This is a genomic window from Paenibacillus sp. CR_12, assembly GCF_041953985.1.
Classification (GTDB): Bacteria; Bacillota; Bacilli; order Paenibacillales; family Paenibacillaceae; genus Paenibacillus_AQ; species Paenibacillus_AQ lautus_A.
This window is the reverse complement of sequence record NZ_JAVFHO010000002.1, coordinates 927,124-942,464: the sequence shown is the minus strand read 5'-3', so window position 1 is coordinate 942,464 and position 15,341 is coordinate 927,124. Positions and strand designations below refer to the sequence as shown.

15 protein-coding genes are annotated in these 15,341 nt (G+C 50.3%); 13 read left to right on the top strand and 2 right to left on the bottom strand.

The features are described 5' to 3' along the window. Nucleotides 1-86: 86 nt before the first annotated feature. The 9 genes from RB297_RS07920 (at nt 87) to RB297_RS07880 (ending at nt 9,347) form a co-directional block, all read left to right on the top strand. The gene (locus RB297_RS07920; RefSeq protein ID WP_096774322.1) at nt 87-1,589 is read left to right on the top strand and encodes a glycoside hydrolase family 32 protein; all 1,503 of its coding nucleotides are present in this window, start codon (nt 87-89) and stop codon (nt 1,587-1,589) included. Beyond that, nucleotides 1,586-3,007, top strand: coding sequence for a sucrose-specific PTS transporter subunit IIBC (locus tag RB297_RS07915; RefSeq protein ID WP_096774321.1), 1,422 nt, complete (start codon nt 1,586-1,588; stop codon nt 3,005-3,007). The genes RB297_RS07920 and RB297_RS07915 overlap by 4 nt, the downstream gene beginning before the upstream one ends. Before the next feature lie 248 nt (nt 3,008-3,255). Next, nucleotides 3,256-4,056 carry a Cof-type HAD-IIB family hydrolase gene (locus RB297_RS07910; protein WP_096774320.1) on the top strand — a complete coding sequence of 267 codons (801 nt, stop codon included), beginning with the start codon at nt 3,256-3,258 and terminating at the stop codon, nt 4,054-4,056. Nucleotides 4,057-4,270: 214 nt separating this feature from the next. Further along, entirely contained in the window at nt 4,271-4,705 is a 435-nt protein-coding gene (locus RB297_RS07905) for a MarR family winged helix-turn-helix transcriptional regulator (protein WP_009592361.1), read from the top strand. A gap of 118 nt (nt 4,706-4,823) precedes the next feature. Further along, nucleotides 4,824-5,861, top strand: coding sequence for an NADH:flavin oxidoreductase/NADH oxidase (locus RB297_RS07900; RefSeq protein WP_375120200.1), 1,038 nt, complete (start codon nt 4,824-4,826; stop codon nt 5,859-5,861). A 297-nt stretch (nt 5,862-6,158) separates the two neighbouring features. Further along, entirely contained in the window at nt 6,159-6,503 is a 345-nt protein-coding gene (locus RB297_RS07895; protein WP_096774317.1) for a PadR family transcriptional regulator, read from the top strand. Nucleotides 6,504-6,507: 4 nt separating this feature from the next. Further along, the gene (locus RB297_RS07890) at nt 6,508-7,524 is read left to right on the top strand and encodes a hypothetical protein (RefSeq protein ID WP_375120199.1); all 1,017 of its coding nucleotides are present in this window, start codon (nt 6,508-6,510) and stop codon (nt 7,522-7,524) included. A gap of 272 nt (nt 7,525-7,796) precedes the next feature. Continuing rightward, complete coding sequence (locus RB297_RS07885) at nt 7,797-8,273, top strand: hypothetical protein (protein WP_096774315.1); 477 nt, start codon at nt 7,797-7,799, stop codon at nt 8,271-8,273. A gap of 216 nt (nt 8,274-8,489) precedes the next feature. Beyond that, nucleotides 8,490-9,347, top strand: coding sequence for a M23 family metallopeptidase (locus RB297_RS07880; protein ID WP_375120198.1), 858 nt, complete (start codon nt 8,490-8,492; stop codon nt 9,345-9,347). Nucleotides 9,348-9,439: 92 nt separating this feature from the next. Here the strand turns inward: RB297_RS07880 and RB297_RS07875 are convergent, their stop codons facing one another. Continuing rightward, nucleotides 9,440-10,489 carry a glycine-rich domain-containing protein gene (locus RB297_RS07875; protein ID WP_375120197.1) on the bottom strand — a complete coding sequence of 350 codons (1,050 nt, stop codon included), beginning with the start codon at nt 10,487-10,489 and terminating at the stop codon, nt 9,440-9,442. Between the two features lie 238 nt (nt 10,490-10,727). Here RB297_RS07875 and RB297_RS07870 point away from each other — a divergent pair, with 238 nt between their 5' ends. The 3 genes from RB297_RS07870 to RB297_RS07860 all read left to right on the top strand — a co-directional run bounded on the left by RB297_RS07870 (nt 10,728) and on the right by RB297_RS07860 (nt 11,988). Beyond that, nucleotides 10,728-10,931 carry a hypothetical protein gene (locus RB297_RS07870; protein WP_009592431.1) on the top strand — a complete coding sequence of 68 codons (204 nt, stop codon included), beginning with the start codon at nt 10,728-10,730 and terminating at the stop codon, nt 10,929-10,931. Nucleotides 10,932-10,959: 28 nt separating this feature from the next. Beyond that, nucleotides 10,960-11,235 (top strand): hypothetical protein, encoded by a 276-nt coding sequence (locus RB297_RS07865; RefSeq protein ID WP_015736058.1) that lies wholly within the window; start codon nt 10,960-10,962, stop codon nt 11,233-11,235. 126 nt (nt 11,236-11,361) lie between these two features. Continuing rightward, nucleotides 11,362-11,988, top strand: a complete 627-nt coding sequence (locus tag RB297_RS07860) for a DedA family protein (protein ID WP_096774310.1) — start codon at nt 11,362-11,364, stop codon at nt 11,986-11,988. Nucleotides 11,989-12,014: 26 nt separating this feature from the next. Here the strand turns inward: RB297_RS07860 and RB297_RS07855 are convergent, their stop codons facing one another. Continuing rightward, nucleotides 12,015-12,236 carry a hypothetical protein gene (locus tag RB297_RS07855; RefSeq protein ID WP_375120196.1) on the bottom strand — a complete coding sequence of 74 codons (222 nt, stop codon included), beginning with the start codon at nt 12,234-12,236 and terminating at the stop codon, nt 12,015-12,017. 244 nt (nt 12,237-12,480) lie between these two features. Here RB297_RS07855 and RB297_RS07850 point away from each other — a divergent pair, with 244 nt between their 5' ends. Then, nucleotides 12,481-15,339 carry a Na+/H+ antiporter subunit A gene (locus RB297_RS07850; RefSeq protein WP_375120195.1) on the top strand — a complete coding sequence of 953 codons (2,859 nt, stop codon included), beginning with the start codon at nt 12,481-12,483 and terminating at the stop codon, nt 15,337-15,339. Nucleotides 15,340-15,341: the final 2 nt, after the last annotated feature.

Below are 15,341 nucleotides of genomic sequence, written 5' to 3'. Positions count from 1 at the left end.
TTGGAACCGGTTCCACCACAGTAGCGTGCACGTGTTAGCATGTTCAGTTTGATTTTTCAGCAAGCCCATTTATAAGGAGAAGAGATATGGACAGAGAACTGAAATACCGACGCCTGGATCAGGCTTCTCCCGAAGAGCTTTCCTCCATTAGGAAGAAAGTGCGATTAAGCGAATGGAGGCAAAAATTTCACGTGCAGCCCATCATGGGCCTGATGAATGATCCCAATGGATTTTCTTATTACAACGGAGAGTATCACTTGTTTTACCAATGGTTTCCTCTGGGTACGTTTCACGGCTTGAAATACTGGTACCATACTTCCTCGAAAGATCTGGTGTTTTGGCAGAACCAAGGCATCGCTATTGAACCCGGTCACCCGCATGATGCTTATGGCGCTTATTCGGGCAGCGGTATCGTGAAAGATGGCAAACTATGCCTCATGTATACCGGGAATGCCCGGGATGAGGAATGGAACAGGCAATCTTATCAATGCATGGCTGTGATGGACCGCGACGGATCCATCACGAAGCTCGATAAGCCGCTGATCGACCATGTGCCGGACGGATATACCGAACACTTCAGGGATCCGAAAGTATGGCAAGACAAAGACAAGTACCGGTTCGTCATCGGTGCCCAAAGGGTTAACCAGACAGGTGCGGCTGTCGTTTATGAATCCTCGGATTTGTTGGTTTGGGAATTCAAGGGGGAGATACAAACCCGGCTTCAGCATTTCGGCTATATGTGGGAATGCCCCGACTATTTTGAACTGGATGGCCAGGGCGTGCTTCTGTTTTCCCCGCAAGGGCTGCTTCCGGAGGACGACCATTTTCGAAACATTTACCAATCCGGCTATATTTCAGGCAAGCCGCTCAATAGGAATACGCTGGAGTTTGATCACGGTCCCTTTTGCGAGCTGGACAGAGGTTTTGATTTCTACGCGCCGCAGACCATGCTGGATGAGAAAGACCGGCGCATCATGGTGGGCTGGATGGGTTTGCCGGATATCGGGTATCCCACCGATTCGCATGGCTGGGCCCATTGTTTGACGCTTCCGCGTATGCTTACGTTCCGTGAAGGCAGGCTGATTCAACAGCCGGTTCCCGAGCTTCAAGCGCTCCGCGATCATGCCGCTCAGGCAGTGGATACGCTTCACAGCGAAGTGAAGAGTTACGAGGGGGTTCAAGGAACCGCATTTGAAATGATATGCGAGTTCCAAGCCATCGAGGCGGACGTCGTTGGCATTGAATTTCGGGCTGGCGAAGGGGAACGAACCGTTATTCGATATGAATCCGGCCAACGGAAGGTTACGCTGGATCGCTCTTCTTCGGGTGCAACGATTGTCAGTGATTACGGAGCGGAACGATCCTGTATGCTGCCAACCGAAAGAAATTCGATCAAATTTCATCTGTTCGTGGACATTTCTTCGGTCGAGCTGTTCATCAACGATGGCGAAGAGGTGTTTACAAGCAGAATTTTTCCGAAGTGGAACAGCCGAAACATTCGATTTTTCGTACAGAACGGCAGTGCCGGCTTGAAGGTCGAGAAATGGGATCTGACCGAAGCCGTAAAAGATAAAGAAGGGGCTGAATGAACATGGCAGCGGATAATCGGGAAATCGCAAGGCAGGTAGTGGAAGCCATTGGCGGCAGGGAGAACATCGCTTCCTTTGCCCATTGTGCCACCAGGCTGAGAATCATGGTTCATGATCAGAAGAAGATTGACCAGAAGAAGGTCGAGCAGATCGACAAGGTCAAAGGAGCCTTTTTCAACTCCGGGCAGTACCAGATCATTTTCGGAACAGGAACCGTCAATCAGATTTTTGAAGCGGTCGAATCCCTTGGAATGGAGAGCACAAGCAAGGAAGAACTGAAATCTCAGGCGAAAAAGTCGGGGAATCCGTTTCAGCGGGCGATTCGTACATTCGGTGACGTGTTTGTGCCGATTATCCCGGTATTGGTCGCCACTGGCTTGTTCATGGGATTACGGGGGCTGCTGACCCAGGATACCGTGCTTGCCTGGTTCGGTGCGACACCGGATGATATCTCGGCTAATTTCCTGCTCTTCACCCAGGTACTGACGGATACGGCTTTCGCTTTCTTGCCCGCCTTGGTGGCTTGGTCCGCGTTCAGGGTGTTCGGAGGCAGCCCCGTGCTGGGTATCGTCCTGGGATTGATGCTGGTTAACCCGGCTCTTCCCAACGCGTACAGCGTGGCGAACGGCTCGGCTGAGGCACTCATGATCTTTGATTTCATTCCGGTTGTCGGGTATCAGGGCTCGGTCCTGCCGGCATTCTTCATTGGACTGCTGGGCGCGAAATTCGAGAGATTTTTGCGAAAACGCATTCCTGACGCCATCGATCTGATCGTTACCCCGTTTCTGACCTTGCTCGTTATGATAACCCTCGGCCTGTTTGCGATCGGCCCCGTGTTCCACTCCCTGGAAGAAGTGGTTCTGAACGCGACGACGTTCTTGCTGGAGCTGCCGTTCGGTATCGCGGGTCTGGTCATCGGTTTCTTTAACCAGATCATTGTGGTCACCGGGGTGCATCATATTTTCAACTTCCTGGAGATCCAACTCCTTGAGAAGACAGGGAGCAATCCGTTCAATGCGATCGTGACCAGCGCCATGGCAGCGCAGGGTGCAGCTTGTCTGGCTGTCGGACTCAAGACGAGAAATAAAAAGCTCAAGGCATTATCCCTGCCATCGGCATTCTCCGCCTTGCTGGGAATCTCCGAGCCGGCGATCTTCGGGGTCAACCTCCGTTACGTCAGACCGTTTGTTATCGCCTTGATCGGGGGCGGCGTGGGCGGTTTCATGGCTTCCATCTTTCAGCTTGAGGCCACAGGCATGGCCATTACCGTCATCCCGGGCACGCTGTTGTACTTGAACAGCCAGCTTCCTCTTTACATTTTGTGCAACCTGACGGCGATGGCGATTACGTTCGTGCTGACCTGGATATTCGGATTCAATGATAAGATGCTTGAAGAGGTCCGCTCTGAAGCGAAATAAAGCCATAAGCGAAAGGTCCGCCCTGAACAGGCGGGCCTTTTTTGGTCCGGATGCTGGTAAATCGTCTTGCTGACCGGCTTTCTTGTTCATTAAAATGGATATCTGAAAAGAGTGCTCTACTGCGGTTTTTTGGCGTTATCAAGGCTGACCCAGGGGAGCTTGGTAAAATTATGGCTTGCTCTGAAATGCTTTTCATCATTTACAATACAGTTACAAGCTTGAATATACGTAAAGAGAGGCGAGCGTTATTGATGAAGAAGATCCTATTTTTTGATATTGACGGTACGCTGCTGGATCATGAGAAGCAGGTTCCGGCGACAACGAAGGAGTCCATTGCTGAATTAAAGAAGGCCGGCCATATCGTAGCCATTGCTACGGGACGCGCCCCCTATCATTTTGAAGAGCTGCGGGAAGAGCTCGGCATCGATTCTTATGTTTGCTTGAACGGTCAATATGTGGTTTATGAAGGCAAACCGATCTACGGTAATCCTCTGGCGGAGGATGCCTTGCAGGAGCTGACGGAACAAGCGGTTCGGCTGGATCATCCGATTATCTATGCCGGCAGCGAAGCGATGAAGATGAACGTAACCGAGCATGTCCATATCGATTCCAGCTGGGGGGAGCTGAAACTGACGATCCCGGAATACGATCCGGAATATTACTTGGGCCGCGATATATATCAAGCCATTGTATTCTGTACCGAGGATGAGGAGGCCGATTACGTAAAAAGATTCGAAGGGCGGTTCGATTTCGTGCGCTGGGGCCCCTATGGAATTGACGTGTTACCGGCAGGGGGCTCCAAAGCCGAAGGAATCAAACAATTGATTCAGCTGCTGCGCATCGATCTGGAGGATACCGTCGCGTTTGGCGATTATCTGAATGATCTGGAGATGCTGTCGTACGTGGGCCACGGCGTGGCAATGGGCAATGCGCCGGAGATCGTGAAGCAGGCGGCCAGGCATGTCACCCGCGATGTCGGCCAAGACGGAATACAATACGGACTTCGCATGCTCGGTTTGCTGGGCAAGGAGCCGCAGGAGATTAAGTAACGGGTTTTACGATAAAAAAGCCTGGACAGCGTGTCAGTCTTAGCGCATTTTGCGGTGCGTGAGGACTGGCATGAATTTCCGTTCCGTATGCTAACGCCCCATCGCAGGTTTGACGACGGAAACAGGGACTTGCTATTATTAATAACTGACAGTGACCCGCTATATGGTAATACGAACTTTCTGGCGGAAATATACCGGAACAGGTGGAGACCCTATGTCAGCCGATCAAACGCGACAACTCATCACAAGTTGGCTATCCTTGACGCAGATTCATGCATTGATTTCCAACGAGCTGGAACAAAAGCTCCAGCAGAAGCACGATTTATCGCTGAATGAATTTTACGTGCTGTTATTTCTGTCCGAGGCTCCCGAGCAAAAATTAAGGCTTCAGCAGCTGCAAACGATGGTGGGGCTAAGCCAGAGTGCGATGTCGAGACTGGTCAGCCGCTTTGAAGCCAAAGGCTGCGGCGCCATGCAAAGGGCGATTTGCGAGGATGACAGGAGAGGAATCTACACGTCACTGACTCCGATTGGCGAAGAGAAGCTGCAAAAAGCCAAGAACACGGTCCAAGACGTGCTGGAGCAGCAATTCGCAATGCCCAAAATGAAGCATGGTCTGGAAGATGCATTGAAGCATATTCGAGGGTAACTAGATCGTTTCAACAGCCATTCTTGACGAATGGTCTTTGTTTTGCTAACTTAGATGCATGTGCATGCATTTTGTTTAAAGAGATCAAATCATGAGGATAGAAGGAGCGTGTCTCTGAATGGAACATTTACTCAGTCCATATAAATTGAAATCGTTAGATCTGAAAAACCGGGTGGTTATGCCCCCCATGTGCCAATACTCGGTAACGAACAAAGACGGCATTGCCACCGATTGGCATTATTTGCATTATACAAGCCGGGCAATCGGCGGAGCCGGACTCGTTATCGTGGAGATGACGGATGTGGAACCGGACGGCCGTATTTCCGATTATGATCTTGGGTTATGGTCGGATGAGCAGATTCCCGCTTTGGCCCGCATAGTTGAAGCGATACATCAGCATGGCGCCAAGGCGGCGATTCAGATTGCGCATGCCGGACGCAAAGCGGAGGACGCGGAAACGCCCGTTGCCCCATCGGCTATTCCATTCGATGAGCACTCGAAAACGCCAAGGGCACTCACAACCGAAGAAGTTAAGCAGATGGTGGAAAAATTCCGCGTGGCTGTACGCCGTGCGGTGAAGGCCGGTTTTGACGCGATTGAATTGCATGGAGCCCACGGCTATCTGATTCATCAATTCCATTCTCCACTGACTAACCGGAGAACGGATGAATACGGCCAGGATCTAACCAAGTTCGGCCAAGAAGTGATTCAAGCCGCAAAAAGCGAAATGCCTGAGGACATGCCGCTAATCATGCGAATCTCGGCTAGAGAATACGTAACGGGCGGTTATGGCATCGAAGAGAGCATCGCATTCTCCAGGATATATCAGGCTGCAGGCGTTGACATGTTCCATGTCAGCGCTGGCGGCGAAGGACCAATCGCGGCGGAAGGAAGACCGGGCACCCACGTCGCCTACCAAGTACCGCTAGCCAGACAGATCAAAGAAGCGCTGCAAGTACCCGTCATTGCCGTGGGCCGTTTGGATGAACCCGCCTTGGCGAATGCGGTAATAGGCAACGAAGACGCTGATCTCGTCGCTGTTGGAAGAGGAATGCTGCGCAATCCGTACTGGGCATTAGAAGCAGCAACGGTGCTTCAGAAGGAGATCGCGATTCCGGCACAATACCAGAACGGTTTTCCCAGAAAATCGAGATAGATAGGCGGCTGAACATATAGCTGCCAACGAACTATGGAGATTGGCTTATCATTCCCAGAAAGTGAACATTATCAGGAACCCGGTTATGGGTGAGCGTATTTAGAGAAGGTTATCTTACGGTCCGTCACGGCTGTAGGATAACCTTTTTTTGCGTACAAGGAAATGCTTGAATTATGGTAGCCATCAAGCTTGGGAGCCGTTAACATAAGGTTAACTAAAATATTTTTAAAAATTTATTAATTGTTTATTTACATTAGTGTGTGACGTACAGTATAATAATTTCCAGGAGATGATGATATGCCAGAGGATCAGGATATTTTAAACAGTATGGTGCAGGAGCTTCGGCGGGGTACGATCATCCTTGGTGTTCTCAGTCAGTTGTCCGAACCACAGTATGGATATTCATTGGTGACCATATTGCAGGAGAGGGGGATCAACGTGGAAGCGGGTACGCTTTATCCGTTGCTGCGTCGGCTGGAGAAACAAGGCTTGCTTAACAGCGAGTGGGATACGAATGAAGCCCGGCCCAGAAAATATTACATCATAAGTCAGACAGGCAAGGACATATATCGGCAGCTCTACCATGAATGGAAGGATATGATGACAAGTCTGGAGGGACTTGTGAATGACAAGGGGGACTAAGGTGATGGATCTGATTAACAGGTATATTTATGCGGTGACCCAGAAGCTGCCCGAATCGCAGCGGACGGATATTGAGAAGGAGCTTCAAGGACTCGTCGAAGACATGCTGGAAGACCGGGGAGCCGGCGTAGAGACCGCAAGTTTGGAAGAGGTGGAGCAGGTGCTGTTTGAGCTAGGGCCGCCCGGGGAAATGGCAGCCAGGTACAGAGGAAGGGAAAGGTATCTCATAGGTCCGGGTTTGATTAACAGCTATTGGTCCGTCCTGAGGATCGTACTGTATTCGATAGCCGTTGCTCTTGGCATCGTCTACATCATTGATTTCTTTACAAGCACGGAACACACTGCCGAGAAGCTGCTGGAATTACTTGTTTCGCTGCTTAGCGTGGGAATCCACGGATTTGCATGGGTTACCGTTATTTTTGCCTTTATCGAATACCGCGGGGCTCGCCAAGTCCCCAATGATCCATGGAAACCCTCGGAATTGCCGGCAATTCCGGAACCAGCCGCTCGGATTAAACCGATCGAGCCTGTGCTCGGCATCCTGTTTTCCGTGCTGTTCTTCGTCCTGTTCACGTTTTCCATTAACCTGATTGGTGTTCATCGATTCGACGAAAACTCGATCGCCATTCCGGTGTTTGAACAGGCTGCCTTCGCCAAGTATTTACCGCTGATATGGCTTCTTACCGCCTTCAGCATATTCAATGAAGCCAGGAAATTAATCACAAGAAAGTGGACGCCGCAGATTGCCGTCATGCATGTCATATTTAACGTTGCTTCCGTTATCGTTACGGTGATCCTGTTCTCCGATATGACGATTTGGAATCCGACATTCATGGATCAGCTCGTTCAAGCGGGTTTCGTAACACCGGGGGATGAAGCGTATGAGACCGTAAAATCAATTTGGGATCGATCCAGGGATGGCCTCATTTACATCATTGTGATCATTACCCTTATTGATACCGTATCTGTCGTGATGAAATGGTTTCGGGGAAAGGAAGGCAATACGGCGTTAACCAAGTAAAGATAAAAGTGTTGAAGCAAAGGGCGTCCCAACGGATCTTGGATCTGGCGGGATGCTCTCTTTTTTTGTTGTCAGGAAACAAACCGTGTATTTATATGGTTGGTTGGACCATGAACGACACGACGCGAAATGGATAAGCATAGGATAAGGAGCGAGGCAAATATTTTTTTGACAAAAATGTGAATGATATGTGTCAAAATTATGTACAATGGTGTTATAATAAGGTAAGAGCTGAATGAAAACCCTTACAGAATGAACGGAGCTGATTAATCATGAAATATGCGATCCATTACTCTACCAGAATGAAAGACGTTATTTTGTTTTCCTTTGTCCTTAGCATTATCCTATTTCAGGTAGCCACCTTGACCGAATATTCCTATCCTTTCTTCTTCTATATGCAGATGGCCGTGAATGTCGTTGTCGTTGCGGCACTGGCTATTGAAGGTTATGCGAGATTGGTGAAGCGGGAAGTGAATATTCAGGAGAATTCGGAGACGATTTCGATCAACGGCGTAGAGATTCACGCTGAACAGATCCGCGAAATCAAGGTTTCCGGTTGCCATAAAGCCGCTTTTCAAATTAGCCTCAAGGATAAGAGCGTAAATCCGATGTACTGCTGCTTTAAATTTGAAGAGAAGAATTGTGAAGGCATTCGGAGTCTCACGCGTTGGGCCGAGCAAAATCAGGTTTCCGTGCGCAAGGTCGGACCGCAAACCCGTTCCGGCTTGGTACTCACATCTAACCATTAATAGGCTGTATGTATATTAAGAATAGAAGCATCTGAACCTTGACGAATGGGTTCGGGTGCTTCTTTGTTTTAGTTGTAGAGGAAGGCTGTTTTTCCGGGCATCTGTACCTACGGGAACTGAAAGTTTAACCAATGTTAAGTTTCTGTTTCAATGCAGGTTCATTTCGTCAGATATACTATTTATAACATTGGGTTTGAATATTAAGGAGGTTTGAATATGGTAGATGTTACTAGATTCCTGTTGAATGGGGAACATCGCAAGCTGTACGAGCTGTTCGGAGAGGATTTGCGTTCACTTGCAACGATCGAACAATTTGAAGCGATGGCAGTGGAGTATACGGCAGGCGTAAAAACGTTCCATATCACGTTGGACGACACGCTCAACAAAATCCGATTGATAAACTGGATGGATGATAGCGGGCAAAAAGGCATTCAAGCGATGATCGATGAAACGGGTACCATTGTAGGGCTTATGCTATCGCCTATTGAGAGATTTCCTGAATCGGATGCCAAGCAAACCGTCACGGTTTTCCGAGCTCCGTTTAAGGGAAAATGGTATGTGTTCTGGGGCGGCGAGAATGTTACGGATAATTACCATTACGCAGAGGAAAGCCAGCGGTACGCAATAGACGTCATCAAGACGGAGAACGCCATGTCCTATGAAGGAGATCCAGCCAAGAATGAGAGTTACTTCGCGTTTGGAGAGGAGATTCTTGCTGGTGCCCGCGGGAAGGTGGTGGGTATCGAGAATAACATCAGGGACAATGAGCCTGTGGGTGAGACAAACGAAACCAAGCCCGTCGGCAACTATGTCATCATCGATCATGGACATTCAGAATATAGCCTATATGCACATTTAAAGCAGGGATCGGTATGCGTGAAGGAAGGCTCTGAGGTCGAAGCAGGGGATCTGATAGGTCTATGCGGAAATTCCGGCAACTCAACCGAAGCGCATTTGCATTTTCAAGTGTCGGATCATCCGGATTTGTTTTGGGTTAATACGAAATCTCTTAATATTAATTGGCTAGGCGATATCAAGGTAAGACGAGGCCAAGTTGTATATGGCGGGGTTTGAACGCTGGATATAACAAAAAGCATGGCCTGAATTCTCAGGTCCATGCTTTTGTTCGATTCATGAATAAGCAACCATTCTTGTTAAGTTTGTATTTAGCTGCTGCAGCCGCCTCCGCAGCTGCTGCAGGACGAACCGCTGCTGCAAGAGGACCCGCTGCTGCAGGAGGAACCGCCGCCTGATGAACCATCGTTTGACGATCCGTCATGGGAATCCGAGCCGCCTGAGCCGCAAGCCGAAGCATAGGTGCAGGAGGAGCTGCTGTTGTTCTTATGAAGCTCGCGCTCATCCGGGATCATATGATCAGTGAATTGATCCGGTGCATTCCAGGCAAAATAGACGGCCGCTGCCAGGAGCACATCGCTATTCTGAAAGTTGACCCTCTTCTCTTGACGCCGCGGCTCGGTTTGAGCGGTTCTGACCCGATCCTGCAGATCCCGGATCATAGCATCAATGGCCATGCGTGCTGCAGGAATCTTCTCATAGGTCCAGGCATTAAAGCGCTTCTGGCCATGATTCACGGCAAAATGGGGGGAGGTGCAAAGGTCCAGCTCTTCACGCGGCAGCGGGACGCGGAAGAAAGCTCCCCATAGCTTGGCACTGTATCCATGCCAGCCGAATAATTGCACATATACGGTATCGAACCAGGCGCGTTCATTCGGAATCGGCACTTGTTCGGTACCGGTGTTGGGAGCATGGTGAAGCATCCGGCCAAGAAAGCGGTCCGAGAATTGTTGATATTCGTATGTATACATCAGCATTTCATGCCAGACCTCATCGACGTCCTTGCTGAACATCGGTACGCGGTCCAATACGGCGCACATGATAAAGAAACGTTTAAGCTCCTGCCATCTCCATTCATATTCCTGTTCGGACATGTCCGGATGCTCACTCATCACGCGCTGTTTCAGCATGCTCTGATAAGTATCGGGCAGCGCAGCCTCCAGTCTGCCGACAAGCTCGTTTGCCGGGCTTCCGGCCTTGACGATCGGCGGCAGCTCCGGTATTTTCCCTCGCCGAGGCTTATTTCCCTTAGGGACCAGCTGGCTATTTTGTTTGCGTAACGAGCGTTTAACGAAAAAAGAAATAATCCATACATCCACCACGATGAATACAATGAGCAGTATCCAGGTTGTTGAGTTCATACATGCTCCTCCTGTCTATTTTGGTATGCGGAGGCGGGACTATCATTTCTCTCCATGTGTAAATTATTGCAAATGTATCGCAGGTTGGCAATCGAAATTCTGGATTCGGGCATAGCGGCCATAACTTGAATATAGGGTGTTCTTTATGATACATTCCGTGTGTGCCGGAGAGTTGGTTGATGATGAAGGTCTACGATCATATGGGACGGCAATTATGTTTACTTATAGGAGCATACATATGTTAACAGGTTGGAAACTATCTGTATTAGGTATTATTATTGTAGGCATTACAGGCATTATAGCGTCCGTTACCGGTCTGATCGAGCCTGGCCGTGCCGCCGCACTCTTCGTGGTATTCGTGCTTTTTATCGGGGCGCTGGAGCTGCTGGAACGAATGAAGAGCCGCAGGAAGAAGAAGGGAGACATGCGATCTTCCAAGTGAGAATATGAAGACGGCAAGGAGGGAGCTTGTGAATTGGGTAGCCGTACAGCCGTACTACAAAATCAACCGAATCGTGGACGGCATTGAACAACGAACGGAAGAGCAAGGTCGGGAGATGTTCCTGTACGAGGATCGAATCGTAACCAAATACCGGGAGTTTCCGATCCGGCAGGTGTTTGACCTGTCCTATCGGCCGATGGGAGACGGCGGAGGTTTCTTGTACCTGCATACCCAGCAAGGGGTGTATTCGTACACGGTGAAGGAGGATCCGGGGTCCTTCATTTCGGCATTTAAAAATCTCTGAACGAGCATAATCCCAAACAAACCTGGTCTCAGGTCCAGTTCATATCCTCGTCTACAGCACGTTTGCGAAAGCCGCGTTGTCATATAAGCTGATATATATTCCAGGGACGGATTAGGGGGCCAGGGCGTGGATACGCTATTGAATTTTATTGAACAAATCGGGCATTACGCATTATTCCTCGTATTATGCCTGGGATTGGTCGGGCTTCCCGTGCCGAATGAAGTCGTGGCCATGACTGGCGGAGCGTTGGCGGCATCCGGGATATTATCGCCGGCCCCGTCTTTTATCATGACATTTCTCGGCGTGTGCTCGGGATCGACGGTCGGTTTCATGCTTAGCCGATTTACCGCCAGCAAGCTGTTAAACCGCGTAGGGGAAAAGTCGAAGATTCGCCAGTTTCTCGATGTATCCGAACGCTTGACCCGCCAATATGGCAATTATGCCATATGCATTAGCGCCTTTTTGCCCATCCTGCGCAATGTTACTCCGTATGCGGTCGGGATGAAGGGAATGCCGTATCGCCGGTTTGCGATCTACTCGTATACCGCGTCCTTGGTGTGGACCACCGGTTATTTTTCTTTGGGCATGTTTGTAGGCGATCAGGTCGTCGATCATATTGGCGTGCTGATTAACCGGTACGGTTATTATGCGGCTGGAATCGTTGCGGCGCTGGCCGTCATCCTGATCATTTCGTGGTGGATGCGAAGAAATAAACGAAGCAAGGAGAATAATGAGATCCAATTTCATGGATAGGCCCACGGATTGGGTTCTGCGTTAGCTTAAGGCTGATCCGGCAAGGTTTCGGGTGAATGGCGAATGATTTTCACGTATTCCCGGGGAGAGAACAAGGGGGCTCCTCCTTGGGAATGCTGCATGTGATATACGCCGTTTGACGGGTTTTCCTGTAGGTAGGCGGACTGCGTGCGTAGATTCATCACGATGGCCGCCGTCAATATCATGAGAAAGACGAAGGCGCAAACTGCCGCTTTTTTGATCATCATGGGAACCACTCCTTTACATACAGTAATTTCCCGAGAGCCTCCACTTCATTCCCCGACATACCCTTTGACAAAGCTTTGATCTCAAGATATACTGATTTTCAGTGTGATTCGAAAAAATACCATATGGTTTTACCTGGAGGAGCCTGCCAACAGCGGGCTCTTTTTGTGTTTTTTTGGACTTATGCCTAAATTATGGGGAAATACTACTAATGAAGGAAAAATCGGACTATAGGAGGAGTAGACTTTGTCTTTGCTGCACATCGCCGTTTTGGCACCTTTTATCGTAGCGCTTGTGGTTATGCTGACCTACAAGCTCATCGGCCGCGTCCACACCGGATGGGTGGTTTTGCCGGTCCCGGTTGTCCTGTTCGCCTATTTTTTGGGACTTATCCCAACCATTCAGGGAGGTGAACAGCTCCAAGCCGTCCTGGAATGGATTCCAAGCGCGGGAATAAACTTTACCGTTTATTTGGATGGATTAAGCTTGATTTTTGCACTATTAATATCCGGCATTGGTTCACTCGTTGTCCTGTACTCTATCTTTTATATGGATAAAAACAAGGAAGCGGTTCACAGATTCTATGTGTACCTGCTTCTGTTCATGGGCGCCATGCTGGGCGTCGTGCTCTCCGATAATCTGATGGTGCTGTACGGCTTCTGGGAACTGACCAGTATCTCGTCCTTCCTGCTGATTGCATTCTGGCATCATCGGGACCGCTCCAGATACGGAGCCTTAAAATCCATGCTCATCACCGTATTCGGCGGACTTGCCATGTTCGCGGGGTTTATCCTGCTTTATGCCATGACGGGCACCTTTAGCGTACGGGAGATCGTCGCCGATGTAGGGAGCATTGCCGGAGATGCGATGTTTATTCCGGCCATGATTCTGATCCTGCTCGGGGCCTTCACCAAGTCCGCGCAGTTTCCGTTCCATATCTGGCTGCCGGATGCGATGGAAGCACCGACCCCGGTAAGTGCTTATCTGCACTCCGCGACCATGGTGAAGGCCGGGATCTATTTGGTGGCCAGGTTTAGTCCGGTGTTTGCCGGGCAGGCATCCTGGTTCTGGATCGTAGCGATTACGGGCTTGACCACGCTGATTTATGCTTCGATCCGCGCGATCAAGCAGACGGATCTAAAAGCGCTCCTGGCATTCTCCACCATCAGCCAATTGGGGCTGATCATGAGCTTGCTCGGCTTGGGCTCTGCCGCCGCTTATTATGGAGGCGGCGTGGACACGCTGCTCTACGCGAAAGCGACGACGGCGGCCATCTTTCATCTGATGAATCATGCCATATTCAAAGGCGCCTTGTTTATGGTCGTCGGCATCGTGGATCATGAGACGGGCACCCGGGATCTGCGGAAGCTCGGCGGGCTGATGTCGCTCATGCCGATTACGTTTACCGTGGCGGTCATAGGGGCTTTTTCCATGGCCGGGTTGCCTCCGTTCAACGGATTCTTGAGTAAAGAGATGTTCTTTACGGCAGTCCTTCAGGCCTCTGACATGAATTTCTGGAATGCAGAGACCTGGGGCATACTGATCCCGGTCGTCGCCTGGATTGCCAGCGTGTTTACGTTCCTGTACAGCATGATCCTGGTCTTCAAAACCTTCACTGGACGCTTCCAGCCTGAAAAGCTGGAGAAGAAGCCGCACGAAGCCCCGCTGGGAATGCTGATTCCACCGGTCATTCTGGCATCGCTCGCCATCGTGTTCGGTTTGTTTCCGAACCTGTTGTCCCAAACGCTCATCGAACCGGCGATGGCCGCGATTCATCCAGGGCTGCTCGGGGCGGAGGATCGTTTTCACGTACACATCGAAATGTGGCACGGCTGGACGACGGAGATTTTCATGACCATCGGCATCATAGTTCTCGGTACCGTGCTGTATAAAATTCACGGCAGAGCTCGAATATTGAATACATCGCTGATGAAGCGATGGACATGGAACAAACTGTATGACGGGGGATTGCGCGTTCTCGAAAGAGGCGGCGAAGCGCTGACCTCAACCTATATGACAGGCTCTCTCCGTCATTACGTGATGTATATCTTCGTGTTTTTTATAGCCGTTCTTGGCGGGGGGCTTCTGCTGATCGACGATATCGGGTTTGATAGGACCGCTTACGCGCCGATGTCCTTCTATGAGGCCGTCGCCATACTCGGCCTGGTCATTCCGGTCATCGCGCTGCCGTTCGTCCGGACGCGGTTGATGGCGATCATATTGACCGGTGCTGCCGGTTACATGGTGACTTTGTTCTTCGTCCTGTTCCGGGCGCCGGATTTGGCCCTGACCCAGATGGTCGTCGAGACGGTATCCGTGATGCTGTTCCTGCTCTGTTTTTATCATCTGCCGAAGCTGAAGCGGGAGAAGGTGCCGATGAGCTTGAAATGGAGAAATCTGCTTATTTCGGCAGGCGTCGGTGCTGTCGTGACCTTGATCGCCCTGGCTGCGAGCAGCGGCAGGACCTTCGACTCCATTGCGGATTACTTCATTCAAGAGAGCTATCGCTCCGCCGGCGGGAAAAATATCGTCAACGTCATTCTGGTGGATTTCCGCGGCTTTGATACCCTGCTTGAAATTACGGTTCTGGGCATTGCATCCCTTGGAATTTATGCCTTGATCAAAATCGATTTGGGAGAAGGGATTCTGGGAGAGCGGGATCGTTATGAAGGGGCATATCTGCCCGACAGCAATGATGTCATTCTTCGAACCGTATCCAAGGTGGTTATCTTTATCGTGGTAACCTTCTCCTGGTTCCTGTTCAACTCGGGACACCATGAGCCGGGCGGCGGATTTATCGGAGGACTGATGACCTCTGCGGCACTGGTTCTGTTATCCATGGCTTTCGGCATGGATATGACCCGCAAGATCGTGCCTTTCGAGTTCCGAAAGGTTACGGCGGCGGGACTTGCCATCGCCCTGCTTACAGGGATCGGCTCCTTTGCTTTTAACGCACCGTTCTTAAGTCATTCCTTCGGTTATTTCAACCTGCCGCTGCTCGGGAAAACGGAGCTGGCTACTGCGGTTCTCTTCGACCTCGGCGTTTATTTGGCCGTAGTCGGCGTGACGATGACCATCATCAATTCGATCGGGAGGGATAACTGACC